General features: G+C 67.5%; 14 protein-coding genes. All 14 read right to left on the bottom strand.

Going from position 1 to position 13,077, the window contains the following annotated elements:
• Positions 1-752 precede the first annotated feature (752 nt).
• Positions 753-956 (bottom strand): hypothetical protein, encoded by a 204-nt coding sequence (locus tag EJP69_RS21675; protein ID WP_170217205.1) that lies wholly within the window; start codon positions 954-956, stop codon positions 753-755.
• A 221-nt stretch (positions 957-1,177) separates the two neighbouring features.
• Positions 1,178-2,155: a 2-dehydropantoate 2-reductase gene (locus tag EJP69_RS21670; RefSeq protein ID WP_093206821.1), complete on the bottom strand. Its 978-nt coding sequence runs from the start codon at positions 2,153-2,155 to the stop codon at positions 1,178-1,180.
• A gap of 19 nt (positions 2,156-2,174) precedes the next feature.
• Positions 2,175-2,975 carry a class II aldolase/adducin family protein gene (locus tag EJP69_RS21665; RefSeq protein ID WP_093206823.1) on the bottom strand — a complete coding sequence of 267 codons (801 nt, stop codon included), beginning with the start codon at positions 2,973-2,975 and terminating at the stop codon, positions 2,175-2,177.
• Between the two features lie 19 nt (positions 2,976-2,994).
• Entirely contained in the window at positions 2,995-3,990 is a 996-nt protein-coding gene (locus EJP69_RS21660; protein ID WP_093301272.1) for a Bug family tripartite tricarboxylate transporter substrate binding protein, read from the bottom strand.
• A 36-nt stretch (positions 3,991-4,026) separates the two neighbouring features.
• Positions 4,027-5,778 (bottom strand): dihydroxy-acid dehydratase, encoded by a 1,752-nt coding sequence (gene ilvD, locus EJP69_RS21655; protein ID WP_126472458.1) that lies wholly within the window; start codon positions 5,776-5,778, stop codon positions 4,027-4,029.
• Positions 5,779-5,821: 43 nt separating this feature from the next.
• Positions 5,822-6,292 carry a nuclear transport factor 2 family protein gene (locus EJP69_RS21650; RefSeq protein ID WP_126472457.1) on the bottom strand — a complete coding sequence of 157 codons (471 nt, stop codon included), beginning with the start codon at positions 6,290-6,292 and terminating at the stop codon, positions 5,822-5,824.
• 32 nt (positions 6,293-6,324) lie between these two features.
• Positions 6,325-7,146, bottom strand: a complete 822-nt coding sequence (hpaI, locus tag EJP69_RS21645) for a 4-hydroxy-2-oxoheptanedioate aldolase (protein WP_126472456.1) — start codon at positions 7,144-7,146, stop codon at positions 6,325-6,327.
• Between the two features lie 10 nt (positions 7,147-7,156).
• Positions 7,157-7,960 (bottom strand): 2-oxo-hept-4-ene-1,7-dioate hydratase, encoded by an 804-nt coding sequence (hpaH, locus tag EJP69_RS21640; RefSeq protein ID WP_126472455.1) that lies wholly within the window; start codon positions 7,958-7,960, stop codon positions 7,157-7,159.
• 27 nt (positions 7,961-7,987) lie between these two features.
• The gene (locus tag EJP69_RS21635; RefSeq protein ID WP_126472454.1) at positions 7,988-8,395 is read right to left on the bottom strand and encodes a 5-carboxymethyl-2-hydroxymuconate Delta-isomerase; all 408 of its coding nucleotides are present in this window, start codon (positions 8,393-8,395) and stop codon (positions 7,988-7,990) included.
• A gap of 16 nt (positions 8,396-8,411) precedes the next feature.
• Positions 8,412-9,239, bottom strand: coding sequence for a DODA-type extradiol aromatic ring-opening family dioxygenase (locus tag EJP69_RS21630; RefSeq protein ID WP_126472453.1), 828 nt, complete (start codon positions 9,237-9,239; stop codon positions 8,412-8,414).
• A complete protein-coding gene (locus EJP69_RS21625) occupies positions 9,236-9,571 on the bottom strand; it encodes an aromatic ring-opening dioxygenase subunit LigA (protein WP_093301282.1) in 336 nt (111 codons plus the stop codon). Before EJP69_RS21625 ends, EJP69_RS21630 begins: the two co-directional genes overlap by 4 nt.
• Positions 9,572-9,574: 3 nt before the next feature.
• On the bottom strand, positions 9,575-10,543 hold the full coding sequence (locus EJP69_RS21620) for a tripartite tricarboxylate transporter substrate binding protein (protein ID WP_126472523.1): 969 nt from the start codon (positions 10,541-10,543) through the stop codon (positions 9,575-9,577).
• Between the two features lie 2 nt (positions 10,544-10,545).
• Entirely contained in the window at positions 10,546-12,012 is a 1,467-nt protein-coding gene (hpaE, locus tag EJP69_RS21615; protein WP_093301285.1) for a 5-carboxymethyl-2-hydroxymuconate semialdehyde dehydrogenase, read from the bottom strand.
• An 18-nt stretch (positions 12,013-12,030) separates the two neighbouring features.
• On the bottom strand, positions 12,031-13,011 hold the full coding sequence (locus tag EJP69_RS21610) for a Bug family tripartite tricarboxylate transporter substrate binding protein (RefSeq protein ID WP_126472452.1): 981 nt from the start codon (positions 13,009-13,011) through the stop codon (positions 12,031-12,033).
• Positions 13,012-13,077: the final 66 nt, after the last annotated feature.

Here is a 13,077-nt window from a genome sequence, read left to right as displayed (position 1 = left end):
CGTGTCTATTCGTGCGTCGACCACGCCAGCCACAGGGTCATGTTCCGGCAGGCCTGTCGCCTGTCTGTTTTCACTGGGGAAATGAGGCGAGGAATGCCCGTTTTGCAGGCTGTTCCGAAGGCCGGAAATTGCGACCTATTTATTACCCCGCACAGCCGGGAGATTGTGGTTTTCGATCCACAAAGTCAGGTTGTATAGGGTTTTTGATATTGCGTTCGAATTTGTAAAGAAATGTGTCCCGGTAGGAGGCGGCTGACAAGCCGTGGGCCGGGAACATCAAAGTGCCTGCCGGAGGCAACAAATGGCTTCGGCGAGGCAATGATCGACTGGAATGCTGCGGAATCCGGCAGACAGTACGTTTTTCTAATTAATCCGGAAATTGAGCGCCCCTCGACGGGGCTGAAAGCACCAACTGCGTGCAATGGCGTTCCATGAAGCCGAAGAATGATTTCAGGCTAATCTGGAGCGTATTCCGTACGGGTTCTGATTTGCTCGGAGCCGGGCAAGACTTTTGTATTGCCTGTTGATGCCCGCAATTCCTGGAGCCGGAATATGTTTCATATTACCGATCATTGAAACCGGGGCCGACCGGTGCAAAGGATCGGATAAATCAGAAAAAAGGGTTCATGAGCGGCTGCCACTGCCGCTCGAGGCGCCAAATACAGGAGAAATATTGTGCCGAACCCCGGCGAATTGAATGCGAATGTTTCTGTGCCGGGCTGCGAAATGGGGCCCGTTGCAGGCCCCGCGGCTCATTGCTCGCGGTCGTCGCCGGGGTGGCCGAGCTGGTTCTTGGCCGAGCGCACGCCCCGCACGACGAGGTAGAGCGCGCCGCCGGCAACCACCACGAAGCCGGCCACGGCGAGGCCGCCCATGCCGAAGGCCCACCACCAGAACAGGCCGCTGATGGGCAGCAACACCAGCGCCACCAGCAGCTCGATGAAGATCAAACGCATCCGTCTCCCCTTGTTCTCAGACATGCAGGCAGCCTTGGTGGTGTGTAATAAATCGCTACGTGCATTTTGAGTGGCGAGAGGATAGCCCAAGAAGAAACGCGGGTGTACAGGGTTTGCGGCCCCCCGCAACCCCCAACCCGTCGTTCTTCAGTCTGCGAGCCGAACCTGTGCGCGGCCTGACTGGCGCCGGCCGGCCCCGATCGGCGATCCCGCCCCGGGGATCAGTACAGCCCGAGCTGCCGCGTGCGCAGGCGCGCCAGGCCGAGCAGCGCGTCGGTGAACGGCGTGGCCACCGCCGTCAGCTCGCCCAGTTCGCGCACCACCGTCACCAGCGCGTCCAGTTCCACCGAGCGCCCGGCCTCCACGTCCTGCAGCATGGAAGTCTTGAACGCGCCCAGCTTCTTGGTGATCTCGTGCCGGTCTTCCGGACTCTGGGTGATCTCGATGCCGATGCGCCGGCCGATCTCCTTGGCCTCCAGCATCACCGCCGAGATGAAGCCGCGCACGTAGTCGTCGCCCATGATCAGGTCGGTGGTGCAGCCGGTGAGGGCGCTGATCGGGTTCACCGTCATGTTGCCCCACAGCTTGAACCACACGTCCTTCTGGATCTGCGGCGACAGCGTGGTGTCGATGCCGGTGCTCTTCAGCAGCGCCAGCAGCTTCTGCACGCGCGGCGTGGCCTCGCCCGAGGGCTCGCCGATGATCAGCCCGTTGCCGAAGTGATGCCGGACCACGCCCGGCGCGTCGAGCGAGCAGCTCGCGTGCACCACGCAGCCGACCACGTTGCGCGACGGAATGGCGCGCGCGATGGCGCCGTCGGGGTCCACGGCCGCGAGGCGGTGGCCGGTGATCGGGCCGCCGAAGCCGCCTTCCAGGAACCACCACGGCACGCCGTTCATCGCCACCAGCACGATGGTGTCGGCGCCGATCAGCGGCCCGATGCGCTCGGCCACGCCAGCCAGCGCGGGCGCCTTCACCGCGATGACCACCAGGTCCTGGACGCCCAGGGCCTCGGGGTCGGCCACCGCGTTGACCGGCACGCGCGTGCGCACGTCGCCGCGCATCAGCGACAGGCCGTCGCGCTGCAATGCTTCGAGCGTGGCGCCTCGCGCCACCACGTTGAGGCGCTCCCCCGCCTGGGCGAGGCCGACGCCGATCCATCCGCCGATCGCGCCGGCGCCGTAGATGCAGATCTTCATGAGCTTGGGTCGTTCCGGTTCAGTTGCGGTAGGAAGGATCGATGCGGTCCACCTGCCGCACCAGCGCATTGAACACGTCCTGGCCCGCGCCGTGCTCGGGGCTGAACTGCAGTGCGTCGCGCGTGCAGCGCCGCGCGATCTCCTCGCTCACCGGAATCGCCTGGCCCATCGAGAAGGTCGCCATCTGGATCTCGCAAGCGCGCTGCAGCGTCCAAAGAATGGCAAAAGTCTGCGGCAGCGTCTGCCCCCAGGCCAGCAGGCCGTGGTTGCGCAGGATCACCGCGTTGCGGTCGCCGATGCTCTTCAAGAGGCGCGGACCTTCGTCGGCATGGATGGTGATGCCCTCGAAGTCGTGGTACGCCACCATGCCGTGCAGCTGCGCCGTATAGAAATTGGTCTGCTGCAGGCCTCCCTGCAGGCAGGCCACGGCCACGCCGGCCGTGGTGTGCGTGTGCATCACGCAGTGCGCGCCTTCCAGGCCGTCGTGAATCGCCGCATGCACCGTGAAGCCGGCCGGGTTCACCGGGTACGACGAACCGTCGAGCACCTTGCCCTGCAGGTCGATCTTCACCAGGTTGCTGGCCGTGACCTCGCTGTAGTGCAGGCCGAAGGGATTGATGAGGAACTGCTTCTCGCCACCCGTCACGCTGTCGGGCAGCCGAACGGTGATGTGGTTGTAGATCATCTCCGTCCAGCCCAGCATCGCGAACACGCGATAGCAGGCCGCGAGCTCTTCGCGCGCGGCGCGCTCGTCCGGGTGGATCGAGGGATGGACCAGCGCCGAGGTCGACGATGGCACGGGATTGGCGAGTGTGTTCATGGCAGTTCCTTCATGTGTTTCAACCCTCCGCGGTGAAGCCGACCTCTTTCACGATCGGCGCCCACTTGGCGGTGTCTTTCTTCAGCAGTTCGGTCAGCTCGGCCGGCGTGGAAGACATCGCTTCCAGGCCGAAGGTGCCGAGGCCGTCGATCACGTCCTTCTGCGCGAGCGCGCTCTTCATCGCGGCGTTCAGCTTCGCCACCAGCTCGGGCGAGGCCTTGGCCGGCAGGAAGAAGGCGAACCACTCGCTGTGCGCCATGTCCTTCAGGCCCTGTTCGCCGAAGGTGGGCACTTCGGGCGCGAAGCGGCTGCGCTTGGCGCCCGACACGCCCAGGATGCGCACCTTGCCGGTGGGCAGGTGCTGCGTGATGTCGCCGATGGGGCCCGATACCGCCGAAATGTTGCCGCCCAGCAGGTCGAGCATGGCCGGCTGCGTGCCGCGGTAGGCCGCGTGCTTGAGCTCGACCTCGCCCTTCTTGCCCAGCAGAGCGCCGATGAAGTGCGGCGTGGAGCCGGCGGCCGGCGAGCCGTAGTTGGCGCCTGCCGGGTTCGCCTTGGCCCATGCCAGGAACTCGGGCACGGTCTTCACGCTGGCGGGCACGGCCGGGCCCACGGCGAAGCCGAAGTCGAAGATGCAGGCCAGGCTGACCGGCGTGATGTCGACCATCGGGTCGTACGGCAGCTTCTTGTAGATGTGCGGGTAGATCGTGAGGATCGAGGTCGGCGTCTGCAGGATGGTGCTGCCGTCGGCCGGCTTGCCCTTCACGTAGCCCACGGCGATCTGGCCGCCCGCGCCGGTGCGGTTCTCCACCACCACGGTCTTCGCGTAGTCCCCGCCGAGCTTCGTCGCCAGGCGGCGGCAGGTGGTGTCGGACGTGCCGCCGGCCGCGAAGCCGGTGACGATGGTCGCGGTCTCGATGTTCGTCGTCGCCTGCGCGAAGACGTTCTGGCCAAGGCTGGCCATCAAGGCGGATGCACTGGTGGTCTGCAGGATCTGGCGGCGCGTGAAGCTCATGGTGTCTCTCTCCGGACGGTGGTTATGGAGGGTCGATCAGGACTCGTCGCGCAGCCAGGTGACCGCGCCCGAGTGGGTCACGGCGCCCTGGTGGGCAGGGCGCACGGTGAGCGCGTATTTTTCCAGCAGGCCGCCGCGCGCGACCCCCGCGTTTACCTCACGTCCGGCGAGCCGCGCAGCGATTTCTTCGGCCGCGAGATCGACCGTGATCGAGCGCGCTTCCGCCCGCGCGTCGATCGACACCATGTCGCCGTCGCGCAGCGCCGCGATCGGGCCGCCGTCCGCCGCCTCGGGCCCCGCGTAGCCGATGCACAGGCCGCGCGTCGCGCCCGAGAAGCGCCCGTCGGTCAGCAGCGCCACCTTGTCGCCCATGCCCTGGCCGTAGAGCAGGGCGGTGATGCCCAGCATCTCGCGCATGCCGGGGCTGCCCTTGGGCCCTTCGTTGCGGATCACTATCACGTCGCCCGCCTCGTAGCTGCGGTTCTGCACGGCCGTCTGCGCCTCTTCCTCCGAATTGAAGACGCGTGCCGGGCCGCGGAACACGAGGCCTTTGAGCCCGGCCGTCTTGAGTAGCGCGCCGTCGGGGCACAGGTTGCCCTTGAGCACCGCCAGCCCGCCGTCGCGCGTGATCGGGTTGCCGGCCTCGCGCACCACGCGGCCGTCGGGCGCGAGGGCGCCGGCCAGTTCCTCGGCCATCGTGCGGCCGGTGAAGGTGAGCGCGTCGCCGTGCAGGAAGCCCTGCTCCAGCAGCGTGCGCAGGATGACGCCCGCCCCGCCGATGTAGAACACGTCGCGCGCCAGGTACCTGCCGCCCGGGCGCAGGTCGGCAATGAGCGGCGTGCGCGCGAAGATTTCGGCCACGTCGTCGAGGTGGAACTTGATGCCCGCCTCGTGCGCGATGGCCGGCAGGTGCAGCGCCGCGTTGGTCGAGCCGCCGGTGGCCGAGACGATGGCGCAGGCGTTCTCGAGCGCCTTGCGCGTGACGATGTCGCGCGGCAGCGGGCCGTCACCCAACACCGCCTTCATCAGCGTCTTGGCGGCACGGCGCATCAGCGGCGCGCGTTCGCTGAACACGGCCGGCACCATGCTGGAGCCGATGGGCGCGAGGCCCAGCGCCTCCGACACCATGCCCATGGTGTTGGCCGTGAACTGCCCCGCGCAGGCGCCGGCGGTGGGCAGGCAGGCGCGGCTCATGGCGTCGAGCTCGTCGTGCGTGGCGGTGCCGGCCAGCACCTTGCCGATGGTCTCGTAGGTGTCGACCACGTTCAGGTCCTGCCCGTCGGGCCCCGGCATCTGGCCCGGCAGCGCCGAGCCGCCGTGCACGAACACGCTGGGCACGTTGCAGCGGACCATGCCCATCATCAGCCCCGGCAGGTTCTTGTCGCAGGCGCCGATGGCGAAGATGCCGTCCCACTGGTGGCCGCGCGTGGAGGCCTCCACGCTGTCGGCGATGAGCTCGCGCGAGATCAGCGAGAAACGCATGCCCGAGTGCGCCATCGTCAGCCCGTCGCTGATCGACACTACCGGGCATTCGTGCGGCGTGCCGCCGCCGGCGTAGATGCCGGTCTTGGCGTGCTGCGCCTGCTCGCGCAGGTTGAGGTTGCACGGGCTCATCTCGCCGCCGGTGTGGAACACGCCCACGTGCGGGCGCGCGATGTCCTCGTCGTCCTGGCCCAGCGCGTGCAGGAAGCTGCGCGTGGTCGCGCGGATCGTGCCCTCGCGGATGGTGGCGGAGCGGAAGCGCTTGTTGCCGCTGTTGCTGCGGTTCGGATCGTCGGGCGTGGTCATCGGCTGGCGTCGGGGCTGGCTGGTCGTGGAAGAAGAAGGTGGGTCAGAACATGCCGTTCTTGTTCGCGGCGGTCTCTGGCACCGGCTGCACCACGTCCCAGTGCTCGACGATCTTCCCGTTCTCCAGCTTGAAGATGTCGACGATGGCGCTGCCGCGCGTGCCCGGCTCGCGGATCGCGTTGACGTGCAGGATCACGTAGTCGCCGTCGACGAAGCTGCGCTTGATCTCGCTCCTGGAGTTCGGGAACTTCTCGCGCAGGAAGGCGATGAACTTGCGGAAGCCCTCGGGGCCGTCGGCCGCCGTGGGGTTGTGCTGCACGTAGCGGTTGCCCACGTACTGCAGGGCCGCGTCGGCGTCCTTCTGGTTGAGGCCCTTCTCGTAGAAGGCGAGCACGGCCTGGCGGTTGGCTTCCTGCTGGGCGGTGGTTCCCTGCTTGCCGCCGCCCATGGGCGCGCAGGCGGCGAGGAACAGGGTGGCTGCCGCGGCCAGGGCCGCGAGGGTCATGCGTTGCATGGCGAGTGCTCCCGTGTGAAGAAGAAAAGAGATCAGTAGCCGTTGGGCGAGGCCGCGCCGGGCGCCGCCTTGTACTTGGCCAGCAGCTGCTTCGCCGCCGCCGCCAGCACGATGGTGTCCACGCCCACCGCCACGAAGAGCGCGCCGGCCGCGAGCCACTTGCGCGCCTGCTCCTCGGTGGTCGACAGGATGCCCGGCGCCTTGCCTGCCTTGAGGATGCGCGCGATGGCGTCGGCGATCACCGCCTGCACCTCCGGGTGGTTGGGCTGGCCCACGAAGCCCATCGAGGCCGACAGGTCGGCCGGGCCGATGAACACGCCGTCCACGCCCGGCGTGGCCGCGATGGCGTCGAGGTTCTTCATCGCCTCGACCGTCTCGGCCTGTACCAGCAGGCAGGTCTGCGCGTTGGCCTCGTGCAGATAGTTGGGGTAGGCCTGCCAGCGCGAGGCACGCGCCAGCGCGCTGCCCATGCCGCGGATGCCCTCGGGCGGGTAGCGCATGCCCTGCACCAACCGCGCGGCCTGCTCCGCCGTGTCGACCATCGGCACCAGCAGCGTCTGCGCGCCGATGTCGAGGTACTGCTTGATCAGCGTCGTGTCGCCCACCGGAATGCGCACGACCGGGTGCGAGCGGTCTGCCTCGGCCTGCGCCGACCATGCGCTGGAAATGCCCTGCAGCTGCGCGAGCACCGAGCGCACGTCGTTGGGCGCGTGCTCGCCGTCGACCAGCAGCCAGTCGTAGCCGGTGCCGGCCAGGATCTCGGCCACGTAGCCGTCGGCCAGCCCGACCCAAAGGCCGATCTGGGGCTTGCCGGCCTCGAGGGCCTGCTTGAAGGTGTTGATGGGGGTGTGCATGGTGTTCTCTTCAGACAAAGCGGAATGAGATGGAGCCCAGCGGACCGTAGTCGGCATGGAAGGTGTCGCCCGGCACGGCGGTGGTCGGCCGCGTGAACGAGCCGCCCAGCACCACTTCACCGGCCTCCAGGCATTCGTCCCAGGGCGCGAGCTTGTTCGCAAGCCAGGCCACGCCGGTGGCCGGGTGGTTGAGCACGGCCGCGGCCACGCCCGATTCCTCGATCACGCCGTTCTTGAAGAGCAGCGCGCTCACCCAGCGCAGGTCCACCGCGTCGGGCTTCACGGGCCGCCCGCCCATCACGATGCCGGCATTGGCCGCGTTGTCGGAGATGGTGTCGAACACCTTGCGCGGGGCCTTGGTGTGGCGGTCGAACTGCTCGATGCGCGCGTCGATGATCTCGATGGCGGGCACCACGTAGTCGGTGGCGGCCAGTACGTCGAAGATGGTCACGTTCGGGCCCTGCAGCTTCCTGCCGAGGATGAAGGCCAGCTCGACCTCGATGCGCGGCGCGATGAAGCGCTTGAACGGGATGTCGCCGCCCTGCTCGAAGAACATGTCGTCCAGCAGCGTGCCGTAGTCGGGCTCGTCGATCTGGCTCGACTGCTGCATGGCGCGCGAGGTGAGGCCGATCTTGTGGCCCTTCACGGTGCGGCCCTCGGCGATCTTGGTCTTCACCCATTCGCGCGAGATGGCGTAGCCGTCCTCGACGGTCATCTCGGGAAAGCGCTTGGAGAAGTGCTCGACCTGCACGCGCGACTTCTCGCTTTCGTGCAGCTCGGCGGCCAGTTGGGCGATGGTGGCTTTGGAGAGCATGTGGGTCCGTTCTTCTCTTGTCGTCGTTCAGCTCTTGTTGAACAGCGGATGCAGGTTGCTGTGCTTGCCGTCGTACACCTGCCCCGGGCTTTCGTCGATCTGCAGCGTGATGCCGATGTGGCGCTTCTCGAAGATCGGCGCGAAATGCGAGCGCACGTCGGCCAGCAGCTCGTCGCCGGCCTTCTTCTTCACGGCCTCGGAGCGCCCGGCGGCCATGCGGATGTTGAGGTAGACGAAGGCGTAGTCGGCCTTGCCGTCGGCCACCGCATAGTGCGCGGCGGGGTAGGCCAGCACGCGCGTGCCGCCGATGGGGAACACCGGCTTGTCGGCCTCGTCGCGCTGCTTCAGCATGGTGTCGGCCAGCGTGCGGCACAGGGCCGACATGTCGGTCTCGGCCTCGATGTTCGGCGTGTAGAGGATCACGAGATGGGGCATGGGTGCAGCTCTCCGTTCATTCCACCGACATCGTCGCGGCCGTGCAGGTCACCGCGAAGATCGGGATCGCCTTCATGTGGAAGATCTCGCCCTTGCCGCGCGCGGCCGCCGCCACGCTGATGAAGGTGCGGATCTCGAAGCCGCCCTGGCCCGCCTCGCGGTAGGTGGCCTCGTCGCCGTAGTCGGCCTGCGAGAGCAGCGTCTCGCGGTCGTTGGCGCACCAGCGGCGCATGAACTCCGCGTCCCACTCGGCGTTGACCTTGCCCGAGTCGGGCGTGGCCGGCCAGTGCGAGATGCCGCCCGTGCCCACCAGCGCGATGCGCTCGGGTACCTTGTCGCAGGCGCGGCGCAATGCCTCGCCGAAGGCCCAGGCGCGGTGCAGCGGCGTGAGCGGCGGGCCCTGGCAGTTGATGTTCACGGGGATGACCTTGGTGTCGAACTTCGGCGTGAGGAAGTTCAGCGGCACCATGATGCCGTGGTCGAACTTCCATTCCTCCGCATAGGCCACGTCCACCGTCTGCATCACCTCGCGGATCAGCCGCTGCGACAGCGCGGCGTCACCCGGGATGCGGTGCTTCTCGATGCCCAGCCACTTCGGGTCTTCGATGGGGCCTTCGTAGCTGTCGGCCATGCCGATCGCGTAGGCCGGCATGTTGTTCATGAAGAAGTTCGCGAAGTGCTCGGCGGCGATCACGATCACCGCGTCGGGCTTCGTCGCGCGCATCGCCTCGCCGAAGCGATGGAACTGCGCGTGGAACTCGTCCTTCACGGCAGGGTCGGCAAGATGCGCGCGGCCGGTGATGCCAGGGGCGTGGCTGCACACGCCTGCGAATACGAGACTCATACGCCTGCCACCTTTTCGTCCGTGCCCGTTGTCATTGCGTAGATGCCCGCGCGCACCGGGCCGTACTTGCGCACACCCTCGCGCATGGCCTCGAGGTAGTCGGCCCATGGGATGCCCAGCAGCGGCGCGAAGTGCATCAGCAGCTGGCCGTTGCAGCCGAGCACGTAGAGCTTGCCGATATCGCCGGTGTCGATGGCTTCGCGTTCCTCGTCCGTGAAGTCGTAGGCGCCCAGCAGCGCCGCGCGCGTAGCGCCGCCTTCGGCATAGCGCCGCTGCACTTCCGGCTCGCGGTTGAGCGCGAACAGGAATTTCTGCATCGCATAGAGGCTCATCGTTCAGCCCTCGATCTGGATGTTGGCCTTGCGGATCACGTCGCCGTACTTCGCGATCTCGCTCTGGATGAAGGCCGCGAAGCGCTCGGGAGTGCCCGACAGCGAGGCGATGCCGCCCTTGTGGAAGGCATCGGTCACGGCGGGACCCGCGAGCGCGCGGTTCACCTCGGCGTTCATGCGCTGCACGACGGCGTCGGGCGTGCCGGCCGGGGCCAGCAGGCCGTTCCACGAATTGGACTCGATGGGCACACCCTGTTCGGCCAGTGTGGGTATGGCCGGTGCGTACTGCGAGCGCTGCGCGGTCGCCATGCCCAGCGCGACCAGCCTGCCGCTCTGGATGTGGCCGCGGAACTCCGGCCAGTTGCCGAACATCATCGTCACCTGCCCGCCGAGCAGGTCGGTGAGCGCCGGGCCCTGGCCCTTGTAGGGAACGTGCACGATGTCCAGGCCCATCTGCAGCTTCAACATCTCGCCCGAGAGATGGGCCGAGGTGCCGTTGCCGAAGGAGGCGAAGCTCAGCGTGCCCGGCTTGGCCTTCGCCTGGTTGCGCAGGTCGGCCAGCGTCTTCAGGCCGCTGTTGGGGTGCGTGGCCAGCACGTGTTCCGACATGCCCATGAGCGCCACGGGGCGCAGGTCTTTCTGCGTGTCGTAGGGCAGCTTGCGGATCAGCGTCTGGTTGGCCGTGAAGCTGTTGGCCACGCAGACGAAGGTGTAGCCGTCGGGCGCGGCCTTGGCCGCAGCGTCCACGCCGATCACCGTGCCCGCGCCGGGCTTGTTGTCGACGATCACCGGCTGGCCCAGCGTCTTCGACAGCTCGGTGCCGACGAGACGGGCGACGAAGTCGGTGGTGCCGCCGGGCGTGAAGGGCACGATCACGCGGATCGGCTTGGCGGGCCATGTGCCCTGTGCGCGAGCGAGCGAGGGCAGGGCCGCGAATGCAGCCGCGCCTTGCAGCAGCGTGCGGCGTTGCATGCTCACGCCACGCCCCAGTGCGGAATGTGGTGCGAGCCCAGCGACACCGCCACGTTCTTCGGCTCGCAGAACACTTCGTAGCTCCAGGTGCCGCCTTCGCGGCCCGTGCCCGAGGCCTTGGTGCCGCCGAAGGGCTGGCGCAGGTCGCGCACGTTCTGGCTGTTGACGAAGCACATGCCGGCTTCCACGGCGGCGGCCACGCGGTGCGCCTTGCCGATGTTCTCGGTCCACACGTAGCTGCTCAGGCCGTACTGGATGTCGTTGGCGAGCTCGATGGCGTGCGCCTCGTCCCTGAACGGAATCAGGCAGGCCACTGGGCCGAAGATCTCGTCCTGCGCGATCTTCATGCGGTTGTCGACGTCGGCGAACACGGTGGGCGCGACGTAGTTTCCCTTCTTCACGCGGTCGGGCAGGTTCGACGGAGCTTCCAGGCCGCCGCACAGCAGCGTCGCGCCTTCCTTCGGGCCCAGCTCGATGTAGCTGCGCACCTTGGCCAGGTGGGCCTGCGAGATCATCGGGCCGACGATGGTCTTCTCGTCCAGCGGGTCGCCCACCGTGATGCGCTTCGCGCGCTCGGCGAACTTCGCGGCGAAGTCGGCATAGATCGACTGCTGCACCAGGATGCGCGAGCCGGCCGTGCAGCGCTCGCCGTTGTTGCTGAAGATCATGAACACGGCCGCGTCGAGCGCGCGGTCGAGGTCGGCGTCTTCGAAGATCACGAAGGGGCTCTTGCCGCCGAGTTCCATGCTGAACTTCTTCAGGCCCGCGCTCTTCACGATGCGGTTGCCGGTGGCGGTGGAACCGGTGAACGAGATGGCGCGCACGTCGGGGTGAGCCACCAGCGGCTCGCCGGCTTCCTTGCCGTAGCCGTGCACCAGGTTCAGCACGCCGGGTGGAATGCCGGCTTCCAGAGCCAGCTCACCCAGGCGAGCTGCCGTCAGCGGCGAGAGCTCGCTCATCTTCAGCACGGCGGTGTTGCCGAAGGCCAGGCAGGGCGCGACCTTCCAGGTGGCCGTCATGAAGGGCACGTTCCACGGGCTGATGAGCGCGCACACGCCCACCGGATGGAACAGCGTGTAGTTCAGGTGCGTGGGCGTGGGGTAGGTGTGGCCGTCCACGCGCGTGCACATCTCGGCGAAGTAATAGAAGTTGTCGGCCGCGCGCGGCACCAGCTGCTTGCCGGTCTGCGCGATGACCTGGCCGCAGTCGTTGGTCTCGGTCTGCGCGATCTCGGGCACGTTCTTCGCAATCAGGTCGCCGAGCTTGCGGATGAGCTTCGCGCGCTCGGGTGCTGGCATGCCGGCCCACTTGGGAAAGGCTTCCTTCGCGGCGGCCACGGCGGCGTTGACTTCGGCTTCGCCGCCCGAAGCGACTTCGGCCAGCACTTCCTGCGTGGCGGGGTTGACGGTCTCGAAGTAGTCCGAGCCCTTGACGGACTTGCCGCCGATGAGATGGTCGATCTGTTGCATGAAGAGAGTCCGGTTCAGTCAGTCCAGTTTGATGTCGCGCGCCTTGATGAGGGCGTGCCATTTCTTGCGCTCCGAGTCGGTGTAGCGCGTCATTTCGGTGGCGTCGGCGGGGCGTGCCTCCCAGCCGGCGTCGTAGAGCTTCTGCTTCACTCCGGCATCGGCCATGGCCTTCTGAAGTTCGCTGCCGAGCTTCGCCTGCACTTCCTTCGGCGTGGCCGCGGGTGTCACGAGGCCCTGCCATGTGTAGGCCTCGACGTTGGCGAAGCCGAGTTCCTTGGCGGTGGGAACGTTGGGCAGCTGCGGCACGCGCTCGCCCGACATGGCCAGCAGCGGGATCACCTTGCCGGCCTTGACGGCGCTCACGCCGCTGGGCAGGTCGAGCATCATCAGCGCGACCTGTCCGCCCATCAGGTCCTGCAGGGCAGGGGCGCCGCCCTTGTAGGGCACGTGCAGCATCGACACGCCGGCCTCGCGCTGGAACAGTTCGTATGCAAGATGGTGCGGGCTGCCGGTGCCCGGCGTCGCGATGCTGTATTTGCCGGGCGAGGCCTTGAGCGCGGCCAGCAGCGCCTTCGCATCGGCGATGCCTGCGTTCGGCGCGGCCGTGATGATGAGCGGCGATCGGCCCATCATGCCGACGAGCGCGAAGTCTTTCTCGGCGTCGTAGGGCAGCTTCTTGTAGAGCGCGGGGTTGTAGACCAGCACGCCGTTGTCGGCCGAGAACACGGTGTAGCCGTCGCCCGGCGAGCGCGCCACGTTCTCCGACGCGATGATCGCGCCCGCGCCGGGGCGGTTGTCCACCAGCACCGGCTGGCCCAACTGCTGCGAGACCTGCGCGCCCACGGTGCGCGCGAGGAAGTCGGTGCCGCCGCCGGCCGGGTAGCCGACCACCCAGCGCACGGGCTTGGCGGGGTAGGCGGTCTGTGCAAGGGCCGTGGCCGAGACGGCCAGCGCCAGTGCGGCTGCGGTGAACTGGAGGAGCTTTCTGCCGGTGATCATGTCGTGTTGTCTCCGCTGATCTGGTTATGGATATGGCAAGGAAAAAGCGCGCCGTGACAGCGCGCC

The organism is Variovorax gossypii, assembly GCF_003965815.1.
Lineage (GTDB): Bacteria > Pseudomonadota > Gammaproteobacteria > Burkholderiales > Burkholderiaceae_C > Variovorax > Variovorax gossypii.
Note: the sequence above shows the minus strand (reverse complement) of the source record. Positions and strands in the feature narration are given on the sequence as shown.